Genomic DNA, 22771 nt, shown 5'->3' on the forward strand with positions numbered 1-22771 from the left:
TCAACTCTGATGAAGACTCAGAAGTCGCTAGGAGGCTGCTAGGTCCAGCTTTAGCCTAGGCCTTCAGGTTTGACATCAACGGCCACGGAAATCCGGCTATCTCCGCCACCTAGATAGGCCCCGCGCACCGGCACCACATCGGTGTAATCTCGTCCCCAGGCGATGGGAATGTGATGCAGTTGGCAAAGGCAGTTGTTGGTCGGATCAAAGTCAATCCACCCTACCGACTGACCCGCATAGACACTTACCCAGGCGTGGGATTGATCTGCGCCAATCAATCGCGCTCCTCCAGTTGGCGGGATGGTTCGCAGATATCCACTAACATACCGCGCAGGCAAACCCAAGCTTCGCAGGCAGGCAATAGCCACATGCGCAAAATCCTGACACACACCGCGCTGAAGTCGGAACACATCATCAGTTGGTGTGGCCGAATTGGTAGCTTGTGTATCGTACCTGAAGTCCGCATGTATTTGTTGGCACAGGCGTTGTGTGCCGGTCAGCAGATCGACGCCACTACCGAAACAGGCTTGCGCATATCGAGAATACTCGACAGCCCGCCGTATGCGCGGTGAATCAAAGGAGTAGACGCAGGCCGCCAACCAACCAGAGTCGCTTCGATCTGTGAGCGCAGCCCGAATCTGCTGCCATTCTGGCCACTGCACATGATTGAACAGTTCGACCTCGTGTACCGTCACTCGACTGTACGCAGCAATCACCAATTCGTCATGACTCTCGTCTATGCAGAATTCCGTCAATTGGTTGCCAAAGAAGTCGCTTCGACTGTGAACCTTGCTGGGCTGTGGATCGATCTTCAAGCGATGCGACAAGCACTGGACGTGCGCGTCATTGCGAGGGCTGAGCGCCAGCACGTTCTGGCAAACGCTGACCGGACTGGAGTAAGCGTATTTGGTAACATGCGAAATCCGATAGCATTGTGGCATGTTATCGACTCAAGCTTCAGTAAACGAACGTGGTAAGCCCGCATGAATCAAATAGCGCCCAGAGACGATCTCACTTAGTTTGGGCAGCTTGACTCGCAACCTCTCCAGCAAACGAGCCAGCTCCTCGCGACGTTGGCCGCGCGAACGAGTAATTAGGAACACGTCTGTCAGCCGAATTTCAGACAACATACTTAAAGCCAACAATTGCTCGGGAGACTTGACTCCATACCGCTCGGTACGCGGCAATCCATTGACATGCCGTTCAATCCTGACCAACTGGAAGGCGATCGAGCGCGGATTGGTCTCGTCACACAGAAGTAAGTCTAACAGTGGTGCCATTTGGAGATTCGACAAATATCTGGAGCGATAGGTCATCACGTTACCACCGACCTGCAACAGTGACTCCAGAATACCGGACTCTTCGGCAGTAACTCGGACTGCTGTTGACTCCAGCAACAAAATCGCTTGCCAGCAGCGCTCGATCCGCAGTCCCAAATCCAGGAACAACCAACTAAAACCGCGCGTCATGCTTTCGTTGACCAATCCATCGAAGGCCAAGGCATGTATCAACAGCTCGTCGAGCATGGCCAACACCTGAGCTGAGCTGGCTTGGCGCTGATCCGGCAATTGGCAGGCCGCATCGAGCCTGCGAACCGATCGAGACATATCCGCAGTAATGCGGTCTGGGAGAGTCGCAATAACGCGCGCGGCCTGCTGAACGCTTGACCGCAACGAACGTTCACGCGAGACATCGAATATTGCCAGTGGCAGGGCATTTTCGATTCCCGGCAACTGACCGCCAAACTCACTGATGACATAATCTGGTTCGATTTGTCCCAGGTCAACCAGAGTGCGCAGCAGTGGTTCCAAAGTATCGCTCCGATCCTGCTCGCTGGACATCAGCTGAAACACCTCCCGCAAGAGGCGTACGGAACCTTCGATCCGACCCATGTATCGGCCCAACCAAAACAAATTGTCGGCGGCGCGGCTAGGCAAGTCAGGTCCACTACGGCGCAGTTCTACGTGATCACTGTACAGCGGTGTCAGCTTGACATCCTTGACCGGCGTGCCAGCAATCACCCACACGTCTTGACTGCGTTCCCCAGAGGTCATCGTTGAGTCAAGACAATTCGAATCGGGAGAGATTCTGGCCAATCCACCAGGTAATACGGAATAGCCTGATTGTCCGGCGCAGGCAAATGCTCGAATCGCCAAATGCCACGGCTGTGCACCGTCTTCGGTCCACACAGGCACTGTCGAACGTACAAAACCCTGCTGGGCTACAAAACGATGTGGCTCTCGCATGAGTTGATCGACCAGTTGTTCGCGCTGTTGGCCAGTCAACTGGGCAGGCCGGATGACCGCTTCGTCGGCGTCGGTGCGATAGGCACGGCGAATGATCAGTTGATCAAGATTGTCCTGCACAAATGCGAAATCCGGCTGCTGGCCACACCACCAGGTTGGAATCGTGGGCAATCGCAATTCTTCGGACAATAAAAACTCACAAATCGCGGGCAGCCACGGTAGGAATACAGGTGATTCCACCACCTGGCTTCCCAAGGCATTGGCGATAGCCACTTGCCTATTGCGACAACTTTCCACTAGACCTGCCACACCATTCATGTCACAGCCTGACAGTTCAATAGGATCGCAGGCATCATCGTCAGTTCGCCTCAGAATGACTTCCACCGGCAACAAGCCCCCTAGGGTCTTCAACATGACTCGCTGATCGCGAACAGCCAAATCGCCACCCTCGGCCAGCAGGAAACCCAAATATCGGGCCAGATACGCATCTTCAAAATAAGCCCGCGAACCCGGGCCTTTGGTCAGCAAGACGATACGTGGATTGTCTTTGGAGAACCAGGCTTGATCGACCAAGCCTTGCCGTAGGCTGGCAAAGAAGGAAGCGATGCGCCGAATTTTTCCCCGTCGAAACATGGCTGGAAAAATTCGCGAGGCCGCAAATCGATTTTCTAGTACATAGCCCAATCCGAATGGGGCTCGCGTACGATCGCCTGTGGAAATCCACCGCCCGTCCGGAGCGCGGCCTAAATCCATCGCGTATAAACTCAGGTAATTGCGCCCGGCCACCTGCAGTTGGTGGTAAGCTGGATAGACTGCCGGGTGATCGTAATACAGTTCAGGCGGAATGATCTTTTCCCGCAATAGGCGTTGCGGTCCAAACAAATCCGCCAACAGGCCGTCCATCAATCGGGCGCGTTGCTCGATGCCTGCCGCTAAGGAACTCCATTCCAATTCGTCGAAAACCATTGGGATGGGGTCCAGCGCCCAAGGACGCGACGAACCGCTTTCAGCATCATACGGATTGAAGGTCACTCCATCCCGCTGAATCTGATCCAATCCCTGTCGCCAACGCCGGTCCAACTCGCCACGGCCCAGCGATTCCAGCTCGACGATCAAGGTCTTCCAGTGACCGCGCAGGTTCCCGGCAGCGTCGATGGCTTCATCATAGGCATGGCTAACCGGTTGGTAGTCCAACAATTGCCAAGCCGCTCCGTGCGCATCCTTGATCGAATCGGTCATGCTGTTGAGTGCTGGGAGCGGCGCAGATCGAGGGTAAGCGGAAATTCGGTACTGGATTCTGTTCGGGGTATGTCACGCCCACCGGGACTGTGTCCCATGGGGTGAAATCGAGCAGCCCGCCTGGCTGCGGCTTCCAGTGAATTCACTGGAAAACTATCGTAATTCCTCCCCGCAGGATGAGCAACATGATAGGTGCAGCCACCGACCGCTCGACCTGACCAAATATCGACAATATCGAATACCAATGGTGCGTGAACTGGAATCGTGGGATGCAAGCATTGCGGTGGCTGCCAAGCGCGAAACCGCACACCGGCCACATACTCGCCAGGTGAGCCTGTTGCCCGCAGCGGTACGCGACGGCCATTGCAGGTGACACAGTAGCGCTCGCTGACTAAACCCGTGAGGCGTACCTGCAGCCGTTCCACCGACGAGTCCACATAGCGGACTGTTGCCTGCCCGCTCGGCTGCTCGCCCAAGACATGCCAGGGTTCCAGAGCCTGGCGCAATTCCAACTGGATGTCATCGTAAACGACTGAACCAATCAGTGGAAAACGGAATTCGAAGTGTGTCAAGAACCAGTCGCGCTCGATCGCAATTCCCGCTTGATTCAATTGGTCTATCACCTCATCAAAATCCGTCCACAGGTAATGCGGCAGCATGAATCGGTCATGCAGACTTGTGCCCCAGACAATCGGTGGTTGCCGATAAGGGCTGCGCCAGAAATGGCTGACCAGCGCTCGAATGAGCAACTGCTGAGCCAGGCTCATTTCAGCGTGGGGCGGCATCTCGAAGCCCCGCAATTCGACCAATCCCAAACGGCCTGAGCTGTGATCTGGCGAATACAATTTGTCGATGCAGATCTCCGCGCGGTGCGTGTTACCGGTGATATCAGTCAGCAGGTTGCGGAAAATCCTATCGACCAACCAAGGCGGTATCGGCGCACCAGCTTGTTGTTGCTCGACCGTTGGAACTAACGCCAGAGCCAGCTGTAATTCATAGACCGCGTCGCGCCGGCCTTCATCCAGACGCGGAGCCTGACTGGTGGGGCCTATGAACCGTCCACTAAATAGATAGCTGAGCGAAGGATGGTTATTCCAGTAGACAATCAAGCTGTGCAACAAATCGGGGCGCCGCAAAAATGGGCTGTCGGTGGTCGAGTATGATCCCAGGACTATGTGGTTGCCGCCACCGGTACCAGAATGCTTGCCGTCAAGATCGAATTTTTCAGTGCCCAGTCGCGACAGGCGCGCCTCTTCGTACAGGTCGGTCGTGTTGCTAACAAGTTCATCCCAACTGCCAGATGGGTGAATATTGACTTCGATCACGCCTGGGTCAGGCGTGACTTTCAGCAATTTCAAACGATGATCTGTGGGCGGCAGATAGCCTTCGATGACCACCGGTAGCGAAAGTCTCTCCGCCGTGTCCTCGATCGCCGCTATCAAGTCTAGATAATCTTCTAAACGCTCGACTGGTGGAATGAATAGGTGCAATCTGCCATCGCGCGGCTCGATACACAAGGCCGTGCGGACGACGGGAGCACCCGCCGCGTGTGAGCTAACCGAAGCTGACGTAGTCGGAATCTGTGACTGTCGCTGCTCGACCGTCTCCGCTCGTGACGGGTGACGGCTGGCGCCCTGACCTGGGCCGAACTGTAGCTGGTGGCTGTGCTGCGGTTGGCGACCATCCACTAGTGCTTGCAGCGGTGCTGATGGATCGGCAGTCCATAATTCGTCAATCGACGGCCAGGCGGCGGATAAAAACTCCAGTGGCAAACGCAAGCCGATGGGCGAATCGCCGGGCATCAGAAATACTCGCCCAGCACGAACCGGCCACCGCATGGACTGCCAAGCCGCACCCTTGGATTGCCACCATTGACTGCGCATGGGCAGCACGTAGCCCACGGCAGAGTCTAGACCTTGCTCGAAGACTCGCGCCAAACGAGAGCGCTCTTCCGGATCCTGAAGCTGTGCTCGCTGCGGGTCGACATTCACCGGTAACCGCTGCTCCTGCCAAGAATAATACGCCGCATCTTCAAAAGCCGGCAGGATGCATTCAGGCGACAACGCCAAGCGCTCTGCCAGACAATCCGTAAATTGTTTGGCATCTTCGATACCGTAGCTGTATGTCTGATCCGAGTCAGCCAGCAATTGGGAATTGTTCCAGATTGGCACATGATCTTTCCGCCACAGACATGCCAGCGCCCATCTGGGCAAGGGCTCGCCGGGATACCATTTGCCCTGTCCATAATGCAGCAAAGCTCCGGGTGCCAATCGTTCGCGCAGGCGGCGAATCAATATCTCTGATAACCGTCGCTTGTGTGGACCTACCGCTGCCGAATTCCATTCCACGCCATCCATATCGTCGATCGAGACGAAGGTTGGTTCACCGCCCATCGTCAACCGCACATCATCGTGCTGCAATCGACGATCAACTTCGTGCCCAACTTGTACGATGGATTGCCATTGCTGTGGGCGATACGGTTTGGTAACGCGCGGGGCCTCGCAGATTCGGCTGATCGACATCGCAAAACTGAAATCGACTTCGCATTCTGACAGCGATCCACTGATCGGGGCCGCCGAGCTGGGATGGGGCGTGGCAGCCAACGGAATATGCCCCTCGCCGGCCAGAAGCCCCGAGGTGGGATCCAATCCAATCCAACCCGCGCCCGGAATATAAGCTTCCACCCAAGCGTGTAGGTCGGTGAAGTCAACCGACGCGCCTGCGGGTCCGTCCAACGGCTTGATATCTGGAACTAACTGAATCAGATAGCCCGAAACGAATCGCGCCGCCAGGCCCAAATGCCTCAAGATCTGCACCAGCAGCCAGGCAGAATCGCGGCACGATCCCGAACGCAGTTCTAGCGTTTGCTGCGGTGTTTGCACTCCAGGCTCTGGACGAATCAGGTAGCGGATTGCTTGCTGAATCCGCTGATTGATGTCTACCAATAAAGTGATCGTATGCTGCGGCTGAACATGCAAAGAGCTGATAAATTCTGTCAATAACGAACTATTGGGCTGCGTCTCAAGAAATGGCTTTAGGTCGGTAGCCAGGCTAGGTTCGTAGCTGAATGGAAAATTGAGAACTTCTTGATCTACAAAGAAATCAAAGGGATTGCTGGCCGATAGGTCGCACACCAGATCCACTGTGAAACACAATTCTCGAGCTGGCTTTGGAAAGACGTATCGGGCCAAGAAGTTACCGTGAGGGTCTTGTTGCCAGTTGCGAAAATGCTCACTGGGCTGAACCGACAGCGAATAGCTGACGATGCTTGTGCGACAATGGGGTGCTGGACGCAATCGCACGATTTGCGGACCGATCGAGGTCAGACGGTCGTAACGATAACGGCTGACATGATTCAGGGCTACACGGATAGACATTATGCAGATCTATTGATGGCTGAGTTGATACTGAACGGGCAGGGGCGCGGAAGATCGCAAAGCAAAAAACTCATCAAAAATTGCCTCGTCCACTTCGTTCAGCTTGACCTGCAACTCATCGGCAAACTCGTGCAATCCGCGAGAAATGATCTGACGAACATCAGCGTAGGCTAGGTTGGCCAGCAATTGCCCTAATCGCTGCTCAGGCACATTGCGGAAAATCCCGAGGGGCGAGCCGGTGATCGCGTGTAGTGAACGGTTGGCACCATCCAGGCTAAACAGAATTGCCCGTGGAAATTCGCGTTCTAAAATCAAGAATTCAACGACGCGCGGAACAGTGATCGCCCGATAGCGCTTGCGGTAGACTTCAAAGCCACTGACCGAACGTAGCACGGCCGACCACTGCAAATCATCGATCGTCGTGCCGACGTCATCCAACTTTGGCAGCAGACTGAAGTACTTGACGTCAAGAATACGACTGGTTTGGTCGGCCCGCTCGATCAACCGGCCCAAATTAAAAAAATGCCAGCCTTCGCCATGTGACATAGTGGCATCTAAGATACCGTTGAATAAATGACTGTGCAGACGAGCACGTTGGTAGAAATCAGACAATTGATCCAACGACATCGTCTGTTGCTGAGAACCGTTCAGCCAATGGTAGAATTCGTTGATTTGCTCCCAGGCTTCCGACGAGATGGTTTCGCGAATTGTTCGGGCGTTCTCGCGGGCCTGAGTCAGACAAGACTTGATCGAGTTTGAGTAATCGGGATCAAACGTCAAAAAATGTATCACCTGCTGCGCATCAGGACGGTTATAGCGTTGGTAGAAATCAAGCGCATCACCTGTGGCCAAAATCAAGGGTTTCCACTGCCTGTCAGCGGCATCAGGCTGATCCAGAATCACATTCAGCGTTACCTCAATGTAGCGCGATAGATTCTCAGCCCGTTCGATATACCGCGCCATCCAATACATTGAGTTCGCCACTCGGCTGAGCATGATCACAAGGTTCCTGATATGAGGGTGATTTACGTTTGGTCCTGTCTGGGCACTGCCCGCTACAGCGTCATGTCGCCCTCGTTGGCATGACTTTCTGAAGCCGCGACAACCCAGGTATCTTTACTGCCACCTCCCTGAGACGAATTGACTACCAACGAACCTTTACGTAGTGCTACACGGGTTAAGCCACCGGGTAGTACCCAAATGCCTTGCGGACTGTACAAGATGTAGGGGCGCAAGTCGACGTGTCGGCCCTCGAAATGATCATCGATCAATGTGGGCACTCGGGACAACGTCAGAGTCGGTTGCGCAATATAATTTCTAGGGTCTTGCCGAATCTTCTCAGCAAATTCGGCTTGCTGATCCGCCGTCGAATGAGGACCGATCAACATGCCGTAGCCACCAGCCTCATTGGCGGCCTTGACCACCAGTTCCTCCAAATGATCAAGAACATACCGACGATCTTCATCGCGCGCACACAGATACGTTGGCACGTTGGGCAAGATTGGCTCCTGATTTAAGTAATAGCGAATCATGTCAGGCACAAAGGCATAGATGACTTTGTCATCGGCCACCCCAGTGCCAGGAGCATTAGCCAGGGCCACTCGACCATTTTTGTAAACTTCGAACAGACCGGGTACACCCAGCATCGAATCCGGCCGAAAAGCCTGTGGGTCTAAGAAATCATCGTCCATGCGACGGTAGATAACATCTACCCGCCGAAGGCCGCGCGTGGTGCGCATGTACACCGCGCCGTCTTGAACAACCAAATCTCGGCCCTCCACCAGTTCGACGCCCATTTGCTGCGCCAGAAAGGAATGCTCGTAGTAAGCCGAATTGTAGATGCCGGGAGTCAGTACCACGACCACCGGATCGATTACTTGGGATGGAGCCAATTGGGCAAGCGCCGAGTAAAGATGGCTCGGATAGTCGATCACCGGTCGCACTTTGGAGGCCGAAAAGACCTGGGGAAAGGTCTTTTTCATGATCATCCGATTCTGCAGCACATACGAAACTCCCGACGGACAACGCAAGTTGTCCTCCAGGACATAGATGGCCCCATCGCTATGTCGAATCAAATCGGTACCGGTGACATGACACCAAATGCCACCTGGCGGATTGATGCCACTGCACTGCGACCGAAAAGACTTGGCCTTGTGTAGCAGTTCTGCAGGTAGAATCCCCTCTCGGATAATGTGCTGGTGGTGGTATACATCGTCGATGAAACAGTTCAACGCCTTGATCCGCTGCTTCAACCCCGCCTCGATGTGCGCCCACTCAAAGGCTTCGATTATTCGCGGAACTAAATCAAATGGAAATATCTTCTCCGTGCCGCTATCGTCACCATAGACGGTGAACGTGATGCCCATATGAAACAAGGCTCGATCCATCGCCTGCTGACGATGTCGCACTTCGTCGATACCAAGTGCGTTGAGTTGGGCAATTAAGAGCTGTGCTCCCGATCGAGGCGTTCCATCTGCGTGAAACAACTCATCATGGATCTGCTCGGTGCAGTAATTCGCGAACGTCATAGCTTGCTTCTCGTTTCCACAATCAAGCTATAATGTCCACTGGCGGAGACAGTGTCAACTACAGTTGATCAATGCACAGGGCTAAGCTTCGATTCGGCGGCACTAGACTATCTCGCGAGATACTTACCGGTGTTTGTTTGTCAGACCTTAGAGGCTGCAAGGCAACCGCTATTGCCTTTTATTGTCTGCGAAGACCGCCTACGCTCGGCTCATGAACGCTGCTTTGACATGGACATCGGACAACACAACGATTGCCCAAATACCTAACGGCAAACCTACGATGCAACAATTGCTCAGGCAGGGCATCATGCCCAGCACCGCAAATGTCATGACAAGCCAATAGGATCGAAAGGCTTTCATCCGCAAGCCCGCGACTACCAGTCCAATTCCAATTACCAGAGCCAGCAGATTGAATACCAATGTGCCCTCACCGTTCATGAGGTCGGTGAAATACATCATCTGGTCCATGAACGCGGCGCCAGCTTCTCCCATCTGATTACGGCTCCTTTCCATATCGCGCTTTTGCATCGTGGTAATCGGATTGAGTTCAAAGATGTTCAATGCAGCCATCACAATACCCCACACGGAAAACAGAGTATTGCTACATCCCAGTACGATCAACCCAATCGCTGGCCCGCTCACACGCTGCTGTAAGTCCGATGGCACCGGAATGTTCTCAGGCGATTGGCCCAGTACAGGGGGAAGATTGCTGGGAGCTTGATAGGGATTGTTGCTCATCTTCTGTGACTTGCAGGGGACAGGTACAGTAAGCCGAATTGCATCTAATGGCTAGCAAACATCGCTCATGGCCAGAGCTGGTAGCACCGACTGTACCCGAATACCGGGCCACTAACAACTAGTGAAGGTGACATATGGCGCGCCGCTATTTAACCTAAGCTACCTCTCTTCGCTGCGTTTGTGTGAGGCCTGTTTAGAGCAGTCATTCCAGTCAAAAAAACTTTGCCATGGTTCTGGCCGTTGACGATAGAGCCGATGTGGTGCGCTCAAAGTGCGCGGGTGATTTTAAGTGGCCTGACTCCAATTTCTTGCAAGACAACCTAATTATGAACCACTCGGCTTACAACACTGTCACCGGCAACACCGCAGTTCACCTGTGTTTAGTATTGCACAATCATCAGCCGATCGGCAATTTTGAGGGCGTATTCGAGCAGGCCTATAACGATAGCTATCGGCCATTTCTGGACGTGCTGGAGGAGTACCCTGGCATTCACTTGTCGCTACATACGTCGGGGCCATTGATGCTGTGGCTAGCCGATAAGCATCCTGAATATATCCAGCGTCTGGCGCGATTGGTGGCAGCCGGCTGCATCGAAATCATTGGTGGGCCGATGTACGAGCCGATTCTGACGATGCTACCTAGCCGCGATCGTGTTGGGCAAATTCAAGCATATACCAATTACTTGACAGATCTGTTTCAGACCGAGATTCGCGGCATGTGGATGCCAGAGAGGGTTTGGGAGAGCAACCTAACGGCTGACATTGCGGCAGCCGGTATCAGTTACACTGTTCTAGACGACTTCCATTTCACTTCGGCAGGCTGGCCGGCCAGCAGTTTGATAGGCAGTTTCATTACCGAAGATAACGGTTGTCTACTGCGGATATTTCCAGGCAGCGAGCGGTTGCGATACTTAATTCCGTTCGCGGACGTAGACGCCACGATCGACTACGCCCGTCAGGTGGCAGGTAATCACCCCGGTGCCGTGCTGGTCTTTGGAGACGACGGCGAAAAATTTGGTACTTGGCCCGATACACACCAACATGTTTACCAGCGGGGCTGGCTACGACGCTTTTTTGATGCGCTAGTGGACAATCAGAGTTGGCTGAAGACCAGCACACTGAACGAGGCGGCTCAAGCTCAACCTGCGCACAGCAAAATCTATCTACCCGAATGCAGTTACCGAGAGATGACTCAGTGGGCGCTGCCGGCCGATGTTCAGCAGCACTATGATCATTGGATGGAAATCTTTAGCGCTCACCCGAATTGGAGTCAGATTCAACCTTTCGTGCGCGCTGGCAACTGGCGAAATTTCAGAGTCCGCTACACAGAAGCCAACGAAATGTATTGCCGCATGTTACAGGTCAGTCGCAAGGCGTACGAGGCCAGCCAACGCTGCGGCGATAGCGAATTGCTCGATCGCATCGAAGATCATTTGTATCGCGGCCAGTGCAATTGTCCGTACTGGCACGGAGCGTTTGGCGGCATCTACTTGCCGCACTTGCGCAACGCTGTCTATCACGAGCTGATCGCCGCCGATAACCTATTGGACTACTTGGAACATGGCAAGGCTGCTTGGGTCGAGGCCACGACCGACGACTACAATTTAGATTTGCGTAACGAAGTGAGATTGGCTAACGACCATTGGATCGCCTATGTTGCGCCGTCTGACGGTGGCATGCTATACGAATTGGACTCCCGATTTGCGAGCCACAATCTGCTGGCCACCATGCAACGCCGGCCTGAAGCTTATCACGCGAAGATCATGAATTTAGCCAACCCGATGGATGATCACCATCAGTCCAGCCAAGTGGAAAGTATCCATGACCGCGTCGTCTGCAAACAAGAGGGGCTTCAACGCCACCTGCAATACGACAACTATCCCCGCAAGAGCTTTATTGACCATTTTTACGACAACGACCTCTCGTTAGCCGCGCTGATGTCCGGTCAGGCCATAGAACGCGGCGATTTCGTGGGCTCGGCCTACGAAGCCAAGCTGCGACGAGCCGCAAGTAAGGTGCAATTGCAGCTCACACGCGAAGGCAACGCCTGGGGCATGCCGTTCCGCCTTACCAAGGCATTGACCATGCAAGCTGGCAGCTCGACGCTGGAAGTGGCCTACCTGATCGAGGGACTGCCGCCAGACCGGCAATTGCATTTGGCACTTGAGTGGAATTTTGCTGGACTGCCTGCCGACGCCGATGATCGCTATTTCTACGATGCTACGGGAGATCGACTTGGCCACTTAGGCACTGCATTGGAAATGCCTGCGACTTTTGGCTTGGGCATGATCGATGGCTGGCAGGGAATCGACGTCTCGTTGCAATTCGACCGCCAAACCAGCATCTGGACCTACCCCATTCAGACGGTCAGCCAAAGTGAAGGCGGCTTCGAACTGGTTCATCAATCGGTGTGTGTCATGCCGCATTGGCTGATCCAAGGCGATCGCGAAGGCCGCTGGTCGCTGCAGATGACAGTTGCCGTTTCTCATCACAGCCGGCCCCAAGTGTTTGTGCCGCACATGTCCACCACATTGGCTACAACTGGCGTAACTGGCTTGTCAACAATGTGAGCCATGGTAGCTCGGGGGTGTCCATCGCGGCGACGCTAGAGTTTCAAACTGCGTTTACCGAGCGTTACCTGCACGCGCACAAACTGATTTTGCCGTTGAACCACGACCTCCGCCGTCGTGCCAACTTCCGCCTCACCGATCATGTTGATCAATGAGACTTGACTGAGCACAGGCTTGCCCTGAAATTCCACAATCACGTCATCTTCTTTCAAGCCCGCTTGCTGTGCGGGTGAGGGTTCGCTTTTGGGGAATTCGACGATTCTTACGCCTGGACGCATCTGCCCATCTGCTCCATACCGCTGATCATAGGCCAAATCTTGCATTCGCACACCCAACCAACCTCGTTGGACTTCGCCCGACTCGATCAAGTGGTTCACCACGCGGCGTGCAACACGGCTGGGAATTGAAAAGCTGATGCCGCGATAACTTTCTCCCAGAATTGCGGCGTTGACTCCAACAACTTGGCCAACTGCATTGACCAGCGGCCCACCGCTGTTGCCAGGATTCACCGCCACATCGCTTTGCATCAAATCGCCATAGGCAGGTTCTGGGCTGAGGACATCTTGATATCGCGTACCGCTGAGGTCGATACGATGTTTGCCGCTGATGATGCCGAAGGTGATTGTCTGTTGCAATCCGTATGGGCTGCCGACAGCCCATACCGGTGTGCCGATGACTACCGTATCGCTGTCCCCCCACTCAACCGCAATCAGATCTGTGGCGGCCACCTTCAATACCGCTAAATCGGTCTTCGGGTCGACGCCGACGATTTCGGCTGCAAGCTGACGACCGTCAGCCAAGGTTGCTTCGATCTTATTAACTTGTGCCAAATTCCGCTGCTCAGCCCCAGCAATCACGTGGTAGTTTGTCAAAATCAACCCTTCCGCATCAATCACAAAGCCGCTGCCCTGCCCTTCGTAACGCAGTGCCGGATTGCTGCTGCCCAAGAATCGCTCGTATTGCCCCAGCGCTTGCTGGTCGCGAAGGGTATTGATGCGAACAACGCTCGGTCCCAATCGCCGACTGACCATTTGCGACACATCGGTCAAAGAGTCCAGCGACACGTTTTGCAACCGTTCGCTAGACAGCTCGTGCTCGGCTCGCAACTGTCCGCGATACCAGCGATAGCGAATATCCTCGACCAGCGTCGGTACAACCAAACGAGCAGCGACCAGCAATCCCAACACCATCAACATGCTAACCAGGGTTGATCCAGCCATGTGCCAGATACTGGAATGCGACTTGCAACTGGATCGCTTGCCTGCAAAGTCAGACTGAGACGCCGTCTGAGCTGCCGCACTTGGTTCTGCGGTCTCCACCGTCGAAGCGGGATTCTCGCTGTATTGAGAATGATCCATGGTCAAGTGGCTCCACTTGGGCGGCTATCGATGGCGACTGGCATTTATCTTTTAAATCATTGTAGCCGAAGGATTGCGGTGCAGGCAAAAAGTTTTCTTTCGGGGCAGGCTGGTGCCACGCCAAGTGCCCGGGGCGCAAGCGGTTATAACGCCTGTCCAATCCGTGCGGGCACCGACCGTGGGCCGCCTCATTGCCAGCCCGCAGAGCCAGAATCCATTGCGGCAGGGCATCTTCCCGACTTAATAGTTACAGCTTATACAAGCGTTGGCGTTCCCAGCTAACCTGGGGAGGGACGGATCAGCTAGGCCCCCAAGCCCGACAATGTATGATTTTTTGCAACGCCATCAGGAAATGAATGTATGTCACTGGATTTGAAGCAACGATTGTTTGACGAACTGGATCGCCTCGTATTGATCGATCCCCACACGCACATCAATCCACACAGTCCGGCTAGCCAGAGTCTCGCCGAGATTCTGGGCTACCATTATTACACCGAATTGGCGCACTCGGCAGGCATGCCTCGCCTAGCTATCGAAGACCCTAAACTAGGCCCGCGCGACAGGGTGCAGCGGCTGGTTAGTGGCCTGGGACCACTGGACAATACGGTTCAATTGAGTTGGCTCCTGGAAGCAGCCGAAGCGTTGTTTGGAATTCGCCTGGAACGAATTGACGAACGAAATTGGGAGACGCTCTACGATGCAGCCGCAGCCAAGATGGCGCATCCAGACTGGGAGGACGAAGTCTTGCGACTCTCCAAATTGGAGAGCGTTTTCCTGACTAACGATTTTGACGATCCGTTGGTTGGCTTTAATACCAGCCGGTATATACCTTGCTTGCGTACCGACGAGCTAGTATTTCACTTATGTAAGCCGGCGGTGGTGGAGCGGCTAGAGCACAGTTCAAACATCAGTGTGCAGGCGTTGGACGGCCTCCGGCGTTCCATCGCCCAGCGCTTTGAGCATTTTTCGGAGCACAACGTCAAGGCCTGCGCTATCAGCCTGCCGCCTTGGTTTGTGCCACAAGTTATCTCGGATGGTGACGCCGAAATCTCGCTCAGCGCTCTGCTGACTCTCGGCCCTGACGCGCCGGCCGACGACAAGACCCGGATGGCCTACTGGGTCTTCTGGGAACTGGCTGAAAACTGTCGTCGCTTTCGATTGCCGTTTGATTTGATGATTGGTGTCAATCGTCAGGTCTACCCGGGCGGCGTATATCAGGGTCAAGACTTGTACGATAGCCGAGTGTCCTTGATTCAGTACGCGGAACTGCTGAACGCCTTCCCCGAAGTGACCTTTCCCATTTCCGTGTTGGCTAGCGTGACCAATCAGGAGCTGGTCAGCTACGCTTGGATATTTCCCAATGTCGTCTGTCACGGTCATTGGTGGTACAGCAACACACCCAGTTTCATCGCCCGCGATCTGACAGCCCGATTGGAGGCTGTGCCGCGCAACAAGATCATCGGCTACTACAGCGACATGTACAAGCTGGAGTTCGCCTTGCCGAAGTTTGCGATGTTCAAACGCTGCTTGGCAGAAGTCCTTGCCAACCATTTTGTGATTGGGCTAAGATGGAGCGAAACACGTGCACTTGAACTGGGGCGACAAGTGCTACGGGGCAATGTCGAGACCGTCTTTGGTTAAATGCTGCGCAACATTCGCGCTGATCGCTGCATACGATGGCTAAAGCAGAAGAGTCAAAATCCGCTAATGGACCGACGTCCACAACGCAGGCCGTGTTGGCAATTGCAGCGCCTCAGAGTGCCGAGGAATTGATCGACAGTGAACGGCGGATCCAACAGCTTTCGCGCCAATTGGCTGAGAACCAACAGCGGTTCGAAGCGGTGCTCAGCGGCATGGTCGAAGGCGTCATCGCTGTTGACGAACAGTGCAAGGTTCTGTTTCTAAATCAAGCAGCGCGAACGATTCTGACCATCGACCTACCCGACGTCATTGGCAAGCCACTCATCGGCCTAGTGCGCTATGAGGCGGTTCTGAAAGCGACTCGCGAAGCCTTGGCCACAAACCGTACTATACAGGCAACCTTTCAAACTCACGAGCGTAATCGTCGCGACGTTCAGCTACGGGTTGCTCCCATGGCCGGTCAGCCATCGCCGGGCATGACACTGGTGTTTCACGATGTCACCCAACTTCATCGACTGGAAACCATTCGTCGAGACTTTGTGGCGAACGTTTCGCATGAACTTAAGACACCACTCTCGTCGATCAAAGCCTACGCCGAAACGCTCTTGATGGGAGCTATCGACAAGTCGCCCGATAACCGCAATTTTGTGCGTCAGATTGAGCAGCAAGCCGAGACATTAAGCCACCAGATCCATGATCTACTGCAATTGGCACGTATCGAATCAGGCCGGCAAGCCTTTAAGGCTCAGTCGGTCGATTTGCTGCAAGCCGCCACCCAGAGCGTCATGCGACATTCAGAGGAGGCTCGACGCAAGGCGGTTCAGCTGTCGGTTAACGGTCAGTCGCCCGCTGACCAGCGATGTATGGTCTGGATAGACCAAGAAGCACTGCGCACCATCCTGGACAATTTGGTAAGCAATGCCTTACGCTACAGCCATCATCATGGCACAGGACGCCGGCAAGCGACCGTACATTTGCAGGTGACTTTCAGCGATTCTCAGGCAATGGTTCAGGTGATCGACAACGGAATCGGAATTGCGCCTGAGCATCACGGCAGAATTTTTGAGCGATTCTTTCGCGTTGATCCGGCCAGGTCTCGCGAAATGGGCGGAACGGGTCTGGGCTTGTCTATCGTCAAACATCTAGTCCGCTCATTCGATGGTCGTATCGAATTGCAAAGCAAGCCGGGATTGGGTAGCACCTTCACCGTCGTCTTACCTCGGTTCTATGAACAATTTGACTCACCCCTTGCAAAAACTTAGCCGGCTCTTGTTATGTGCTTAAAACTGGCTGGGTTACATTCGACTTGAGCCGAATTAAATGTCAGCTCGGTCATGATTGGGGCTGGGCAATTGACGCCCCTGTATCAAATCGCGTGCTGCGATTTCCTGTAAACCCTATAGCGCTGGGCGGGGCTCATCATCCAAACGCATACGGCTCCTCACTCCAATGCGATTCCATTTTCGTTGCGATAGACGCATCATCAAAACTTAACGCTGGCTTAACGTCGCGTTCTCAGGCGTTTCATAGATGCTCGGTACCATGCTCCGTCAAATGTTAGCGATCAGGCGTTCTGAGTCGCATCGTTTGTTGGATACTTTGCTGAGGAGAATATTAGATGAAGCCTTTTTTTATGGCGAGCTTGGTGGCGCTGGCTGCTGCGGGTTCCGCCCAGGCAGCGATCATTACCCAATGGGATTTTGAAGGCGATACGCTAACTCCCAATAGTGGCACCGGGACCGCGATACTTACCGGTGGAACTACCGGTACTTTTGCCACTGGAAATGGTGGAGGCAGAGGCTGGAATACAGCTACTTATGCAGCACAAAGCGAAGACAGTGGGATGCGCGGGGTCTCGTTCCTGACCAGCACATTGGGGTTTGAAAACATTACCGTCAGCCTAGATCATCGCGCCAGCGGCACCGCTTCGCGTTGGGCACGATTTGAATACACGACAGATGGTGGCACAAGCTGGACGCCCCATTCTAACAATGCTGGCTCATTGTCGCCTCACGATACCTTCTACAGTTTCAATATCGACTTGGGTGCTCTGTCTGCGGTCGAGAATAATCCGAACTTTGGGTTTCGAGTGGTGTCAATCTTTTCGCCACTTGCTTTCGATCAAAACGCCTCGCTGGCAGACTTTGGGCCCAATACGGCCTACATGCGCGCTAATGCTCAGGCTTCGTATACGCCAGGCGGAGGAGTTGGAACCGGTAATTACGGTGGAGGTGGTTCTGGCGGTACTTGGCGATTTGACAACGTGACGATTAGTGGAACCGCTGTTCCCGAACCAAGCTCCATAGCGCTACTGACGCTGGTGACGTGCAGTGGAACTGTGATCCGCTTTCGTCGAGCGTTCTAAGTCGTTCGGACGCAGTAACCGATGACGGTCGCGCTCAATTCGGTTGGTACTGCTGGCGTGCTAAATGCAAAAACGGTCCTCTCGATAGCAGTCCTCTGCATCGATACGACTGAAACACGACTCATTGCGAGCAACCCCATTGACTGACCCCATTTGTCGGTGTGTTTGGCCCAACTCATTAGGTAAATGGAGAGTCAAAATTTAGCTACTGGTAGACCAGCGGGTGTTAGAACGTTTCAACTGGAGTCTGCACTGCACCCGTTGGCCTACCAACCATTCAGTTCGCCAACCGGACTAGTTTGCAGCCGACCTGCATCAAGCAGGTCGGCTGTTTTCATGCGCTTGCGCCTGCCCAGCCTCTTGATACTGTTTGATGCCCCGAAACGTACACGCCATTGTTCGAGCCGGGCGAGCCGAACCAGTGGAAGCCATTCGATAGGACGTGACCGGGACGGATATCGTGACGACGATCGTCCGCAAGTTTAAGCTGCGCCCCAGGCCGGCGCGCCACATACACGCGTAGCAAATTGTACGAACAGTTACCCACAGCCAAACGATCCCAACATGGCGCAACGTATGACGCTCTGGGGAGCTGCTGTCCGCTTAACGACTTCACGCAAATTTCACAAATGGCACGTCTTTTTTTAACACGTTAGTTCTACGATATCGCCGCTTTTAGTGCTGAGTACCTGCAGCTAAGTAGCATTCGGCGAAGCGGGTTGCTCGCGATACTTAGTTCATCAAGGTGCTGGATCTAGCGCAGTGCAGCACTTTACTCACTCAAGAAAGAGAGTCGACCAATGCGGCGAACGACGATTGCTATGTATCTTGTACTCGCGAGCTGTTCAGCTCTGCGTGCCGAGACAATTACACAATGGGATTTCCAATTTCTACAGGGTGAGCTGGCAATAGGCACGAATGTCGCAAACGTTGGTAGCGGCGCCATCACCCATCTTAACGGAGTCAGTCACCCTGGTTTCAACTCAGGAAATGGTTCCTCTGATCCGGTTCAACCCGGTCAAGCACACCAGACGGATTCCTATCATCCTCAGTCTACGAGCAGCGGCACTCGAGGCGTTCAATTCTCCGTGGATACAACGGGTTTTCAGAATTTAGTTTGCAAATTCGACCTGCGAACCAGCAATACCTCCAGTCGTTGGTATCAAGTCCGATATACAACAGACGGCGTCAACTTCGTCGACCATGGGAGCCCCATTCGCTTGGAGCGATACAATGTTGACAATATTGAAATTGGCGTGGGCGATGTTTGGTCCAATCAACAGATTATTGATTTGACTAACGTACCCGGAGTTAACAACAATCCCAACTTTGCGTTTCAGGTCGTATCTGTGTTTTCGCCAGTCGCCTTTACTGAGTTCCTAAGTGGCACCAACTATGCTGCCGACACCGCTTATGAAGCAGCGCGAAATCGTCCGACAGGATTCGGCGCCCAATCGAATTATGCTGGAGGCACATGGCGATTTGACATGGTGACTGTCAGCGGTGAAGTCATGTCGGGCATGGCTACCAGTTTCGTCACGGCCCAGGTCTATCACAACGGCTTTAGCGGTGGTGGAGCCTCCCCCTGGAATGCGGTCGACCCGCACAAGCAGCCGATTCGGCGAGGCGAGCAACCGACGACATTCGGCCTCGTCAATCTGACCAACGACAGTCGCGGATTGAACGGGGTTGTGTTGGACTTCGACAACTTGACTTCCCTGGATGATGTTAGCTTGGTTTACAAGATGAGTCCTCAGGGAGCGTTTAGCGAGGCTGGCAATCCGGTTTCGGCATGGGAGAATGCGCCGACTCCAACATCGGTAGTCCTCTATCCGGAGTTGGCGGAAGCCGATAACAATGACCGGATCCTGATTTTGTGGGCCGACAACGCTATTCAAAATCGCTATCTGAGCATCAAAGTCACCATTGGTTCGGCGACGATCGAGCTGTACGTCGGGCACTTGCTGGGTGAAACCACAGGACCAGACTTGACGCCAACTTTTACGGTTTCATTTGCTGACATTACCGAGATCAAGAATACCGTCGCTCAGATTGTTAACGCGGGTGGCCTGACCGATATTGACAAGAACGGAACCGTTGCCTTTGCGGACATCACGGCCATGCGTAACAATATCAGCGCCCAACTGACACAGATTACGATACCGGCTGAGTAAAGTATTGGTGGTGAGTCACTTGACGGTGCCACAATTAACTGTGGCGGTGCTGGGCGCTTGATCGCCTAGCACCGCGACTGACAAACCATTTTTTAGAGACAATCTACACCGACTATGAACATCCATTTCACCCGCGAATTAGCAACGCTCCAAGATCGACTGATGTCCATGTTTTGCCTGGTCGAGCAGATGATCAATGATGCAACCCGATCGCTGTGCAGTCGTGAATTGAATCGAGTGCCACAAGTCAAGGACTTGGACAAACGCGTCAATGCAGAAGAAGTTCTGATCGAGGAGGAATGTTTGAAAATTCTTTCCCTCTATCAGCCGGCAGGCAGCGACCTGCGACAGATCGCGTCGATCCTCAAGATCAACGCCGACCTGGAACGCATTGCTGATCTGGCTGGAAATATCGCGGAGCGGGCTGTGGGCTTAATGGAATTTCCGTACTTTCCTGTACCGGATCAATTGCCGGTACTGGCGCGCGAGTCCACGGAGATGGTTCGTAAGGCTCTCAACGCTTTTGTGGCCCAGAATGTTCAGCTCGCCAAACAAGTCATCCTTGACGATGCCTCGGTGGATCGGCTGAATCGCGAGATCATCGGCGAGCTCAAATCGCTGATGCGTACAGACGGTGATTATGTCGAAGCCGCTCTCAATTGCTTCTCGGCCTCGAAGCATTTTGAACGCATTGCGGACCATGCCGAGAATATCGCTGAGGATGTGATCTACATGATCAGCGGCGAGATTATTCGCCACAAACATGGGCAGTTTTCACTTCGGGACGATTGTCATGCCGCGCCCTAAAATCTTGATCGTCGAAGATGATCGGGCTATTGCAGATGTCTTGATTTATAATCTGCAAGCCCTCGAATATGAAGTCTCACATGCGTCCAACGGCCCAGAGGGTTTGGAGCTGGCCCAGCGAAATCTACCCGATGTGGTCATCCTGGATGTGATGCTGCCAGGCATCGATGGGCTGGAGGTTTGTAGACGCCTGAAGTCTGCTCCAGAGATTCAATTGACCAAAATTCTGATGCTCACCGCGAAGGGAGAAGAGGGCGATCAGCTGGTCGGATTTAATGTTGGTGCAGACGATTACGTGGTTAAACCGTTCAGCGTTAGAATTCTGATGGAACGCATCAAGGCTTTGCTGCGACGGGTTGGCCAGGACGAGCCAATTGGTGATGAGGGAGTTATCATCTGCGGACCAATAAAGATCGATCGGCTGAAGCATCGGGTGCAGGTCAATGGCGAGGCTGTTGAGCTAACCGCCTCTGAATTCCGCTTGCTGGACAGCTTGATCAGCCAACCGGGCCGCGTGTTTGATCGGCAAGAGTTGATCGAATTGGCGCTGGGTAGCGACTCGCTGGTACTCGAACGGACTGTCGACGTCCACGTTCGCTCAATTCGCAAGAAGCTGGGAGCGCTCGCCGAGTGCATCGAAACCGTGCGCGGGGTAGGTTACAGATTCTACGAACCTGATCGCCAGGCCTGACCTTCCCTAAACCGGCTGTTCAAGTTGGCGGCGGAGGCTGGCACCGTGGCCGGCTTGGCCAAAGGCGACCATGCGGGCGACGCACACTTTTTTCATTGCAGCTCGAGCTGGCTTCAGGTAGTCACGTGGATCAAACTTGTCGGGGCTTTCCATCAGTACCTGGCGAATGGCTGCGGTCATGGCCATGCGATTGTCTGTGTCAACGTTGATCTTGCGTACGCCGCTCTTGATGCCGCGCTGTATTTCCTCGACTGGTACGCCATAGGTTTGCTTCATTTTTCCGCCGTACTTGTTGATCATATCCTGCAGCTCTTGCGGAACCGAGGAACTACCGTGCATGACCAGGTGCGTATTGGGCAGACGCGCATGAATCTCTTCAATGCGGCTCATGGCCAACACTTCACCGTCCGGCTTGCGAGTGAATTTGTAAGCACCATGGCTGGTTCCGATGGCAACGGCCAAGGCGTCGACTCCCGTGGCTTCCACGAATTCAGCCGCTTGATCTGGATCAGTCAGTAGTTGGTCATGCGACAATTGACCGGTTGCACCGTGACCGTCTTCCTGTTCACCTTCACCAGATTCTAGCGAACCGAGGCAGCCCAATTCGCCTTCCACCGATACGCCACGAGCATGGGCGATGCGAACGACTTCGCTGGTGACCTTGACGTTGTAGTCGTAGCTGGCAGGGGTCTTGCCGTCCTCTTCGAGGGAACCGTCCATCATCACCGAGGTAAATTCATTGTCGATGGCGCTAACACAAGTGGCCACGCTATTGCCGTGATCCAAATGCATCACGATCGGCAGGTGCGGGTGCAGTTCTGCTGCAGCCCGCATCAAATTGCGCAAATACAGATCCTGTGAGTAGGCCCGTGCGCCTCGCGAAGCTTGAATGATCACCGGCGAATCCGTCTCGACAGCCGCCTCCATGATCGCCTGAATCTGCTCCATGTTATTCACATTAAACGCAGCTACACCGTAGTTGTTTTCAGCAGCATGATCCAATACAACGCGCAGCGGCACTAGCGGCATAACAGTCA

General features: G+C 54.0%; 15 protein-coding genes. 7 read left to right on the forward strand and 8 right to left on the reverse strand.

Annotation, left to right across the window (positions count from 1 at the left end; all coding sequences use genetic code 11):
* Positions 1-50 precede the first annotated feature (50 nt).
* The 6 genes from KF752_11225 to KF752_11250 all read right to left on the reverse strand — a co-directional run bounded on the left by KF752_11225 (position 51) and on the right by KF752_11250 (position 10128).
* Positions 51-941, reverse strand: coding sequence for a transglutaminase family protein (locus tag KF752_11225; GenBank protein ID MBX3422114.1), 891 nt, complete (start codon positions 939-941; stop codon positions 51-53).
* A gap of 9 nt (positions 942-950) precedes the next feature.
* Entirely contained in the window at positions 951-3485 is a 2535-nt protein-coding gene (locus KF752_11230) for a circularly permuted type 2 ATP-grasp protein (protein MBX3422115.1), read from the reverse strand.
* Positions 3482-6862 (reverse strand): transglutaminase family protein, encoded by a 3381-nt coding sequence (locus KF752_11235; GenBank protein ID MBX3422116.1) that lies wholly within the window; start codon positions 6860-6862, stop codon positions 3482-3484. Before KF752_11235 ends, KF752_11230 begins: the two co-directional genes overlap by 4 nt.
* A gap of 9 nt (positions 6863-6871) precedes the next feature.
* Positions 6872-7858 carry an alpha-E domain-containing protein gene (locus KF752_11240; protein MBX3422117.1) on the reverse strand — a complete coding sequence of 329 codons (987 nt, stop codon included), beginning with the start codon at positions 7856-7858 and terminating at the stop codon, positions 6872-6874.
* A gap of 59 nt (positions 7859-7917) precedes the next feature.
* The gene (locus KF752_11245; GenBank protein MBX3422118.1) at positions 7918-9390 is read right to left on the reverse strand and encodes a circularly permuted type 2 ATP-grasp protein; all 1473 of its coding nucleotides are present in this window, start codon (positions 9388-9390) and stop codon (positions 7918-7920) included.
* Positions 9391-9588: 198 nt separating this feature from the next.
* A complete protein-coding gene (locus tag KF752_11250; protein ID MBX3422119.1) occupies positions 9589-10128 on the reverse strand; it encodes a hypothetical protein in 540 nt (179 codons plus the stop codon).
* A gap of 326 nt (positions 10129-10454) precedes the next feature.
* Here KF752_11250 and KF752_11255 point away from each other — a divergent pair, with 326 nt between their 5' ends.
* Positions 10455-12698 carry a DUF1926 domain-containing protein gene (locus KF752_11255; GenBank protein MBX3422120.1) on the forward strand — a complete coding sequence of 748 codons (2244 nt, stop codon included), beginning with the start codon at positions 10455-10457 and terminating at the stop codon, positions 12696-12698.
* A 35-nt stretch (positions 12699-12733) separates the two neighbouring features.
* Here the strand turns inward: KF752_11255 and KF752_11260 are convergent, their stop codons facing one another.
* A complete protein-coding gene (locus KF752_11260) occupies positions 12734-14056 on the reverse strand; it encodes a trypsin-like peptidase domain-containing protein (protein ID MBX3422121.1) in 1323 nt (440 codons plus the stop codon).
* Positions 14057-14416: 360 nt separating this feature from the next.
* Here KF752_11260 and KF752_11265 point away from each other — a divergent pair, with 360 nt between their 5' ends.
* The 6 genes from KF752_11265 (at position 14417) to KF752_11290 (ending at position 21734) form a co-directional block, all read left to right on the forward strand.
* Positions 14417-15697 (forward strand): amidohydrolase, encoded by a 1281-nt coding sequence (locus tag KF752_11265; GenBank protein MBX3422122.1) that lies wholly within the window; start codon positions 14417-14419, stop codon positions 15695-15697.
* 35 nt (positions 15698-15732) lie between these two features.
* On the forward strand, positions 15733-16959 hold the full coding sequence (locus tag KF752_11270; GenBank protein ID MBX3422123.1) for a PAS domain-containing protein: 1227 nt from the start codon (positions 15733-15735) through the stop codon (positions 16957-16959).
* 356 nt (positions 16960-17315) lie between these two features.
* Complete coding sequence (locus KF752_11275) at positions 17316-18062, forward strand: PEP-CTERM sorting domain-containing protein (protein MBX3422124.1); 747 nt, start codon at positions 17316-17318, stop codon at positions 18060-18062.
* A gap of 800 nt (positions 18063-18862) precedes the next feature.
* Positions 18863-20236, forward strand: a complete 1374-nt coding sequence (locus KF752_11280; protein MBX3422125.1) for a hypothetical protein — start codon at positions 18863-18865, stop codon at positions 20234-20236.
* A gap of 114 nt (positions 20237-20350) precedes the next feature.
* Positions 20351-21043, forward strand: a complete 693-nt coding sequence (gene phoU, locus KF752_11285) for a phosphate signaling complex protein PhoU (GenBank protein ID MBX3422126.1) — start codon at positions 20351-20353, stop codon at positions 21041-21043.
* Positions 21030-21734, forward strand: a complete 705-nt coding sequence (locus KF752_11290; GenBank protein ID MBX3422127.1) for a response regulator transcription factor — start codon at positions 21030-21032, stop codon at positions 21732-21734. Before phoU ends, KF752_11290 begins: the two co-directional genes overlap by 14 nt.
* Before the next feature lie 6 nt (positions 21735-21740).
* Here KF752_11290 and fba read toward each other — a convergent pair whose 3' ends face one another.
* Positions 21741-22763, reverse strand: a complete 1023-nt coding sequence (fba, locus tag KF752_11295) for a fructose-bisphosphate aldolase class II (GenBank protein ID MBX3422128.1) — start codon at positions 22761-22763, stop codon at positions 21741-21743.
* Positions 22764-22771 lie beyond the last annotated feature (8 nt).

Source organism: Pirellulaceae bacterium (genome assembly GCA_019636385.1).
Lineage (GTDB): Bacteria > Planctomycetota > Planctomycetia > Pirellulales > Pirellulaceae > Aureliella.